Source organism: Pseudovibrio sp. SCP20, assembly GCF_057774105.1.
The window spans coordinates 1-398 of sequence record NZ_JBYMDH010000018.1; the positions used below are offsets into that span (position 1 = coordinate 1).

At 45.5% G+C, this 398-nt stretch carries 1 protein-coding gene; it reads left to right on the top strand.

Annotated elements, in window-relative coordinates:
• Positions 1 to 37: 37 nt before the first annotated feature.
• Positions 38 to 398, top strand: a 361-nt coding sequence (locus tag AC3CB2_RS23460; protein WP_425328969.1) for a calcium-binding protein, incomplete at its 3' end; no start/stop codon positions are given.

Sequence of the window (398 nt, forward strand, 5' to 3'; positions counted from 1 at the left end):
CTCTGTCCAAATACAAGACAATGGATCATACGGACAGATGCTTCAGTTTGCCTGGTCCAAGAACGGATTGAATGGATCGCTTCTTATTGCAGATGTCGGTCAGCATATTGAACGTTTTGAGTTTGCCGATGGAAGTGTAGTCAGCAAAATTGATGTTCTTGAAAATGGCCGTTTAGTGCTACATGGCACAGGTGAAAGCGATATCATTAATGGCGGAAAACAAGATGATACTCTTGTTGGCGGTCAGGGTAATGACACCTTGTATGGTGGTATCGGGGACGATTCACTGGATGGTGGATCCGGTGCAGATCATCTTGATGGTGGTGAAGGCAATGATGCAGCCAACTACTACAACGCTTCCACTGGTGTTCGTGTTGATCTGACTGATGCTTCTCAAA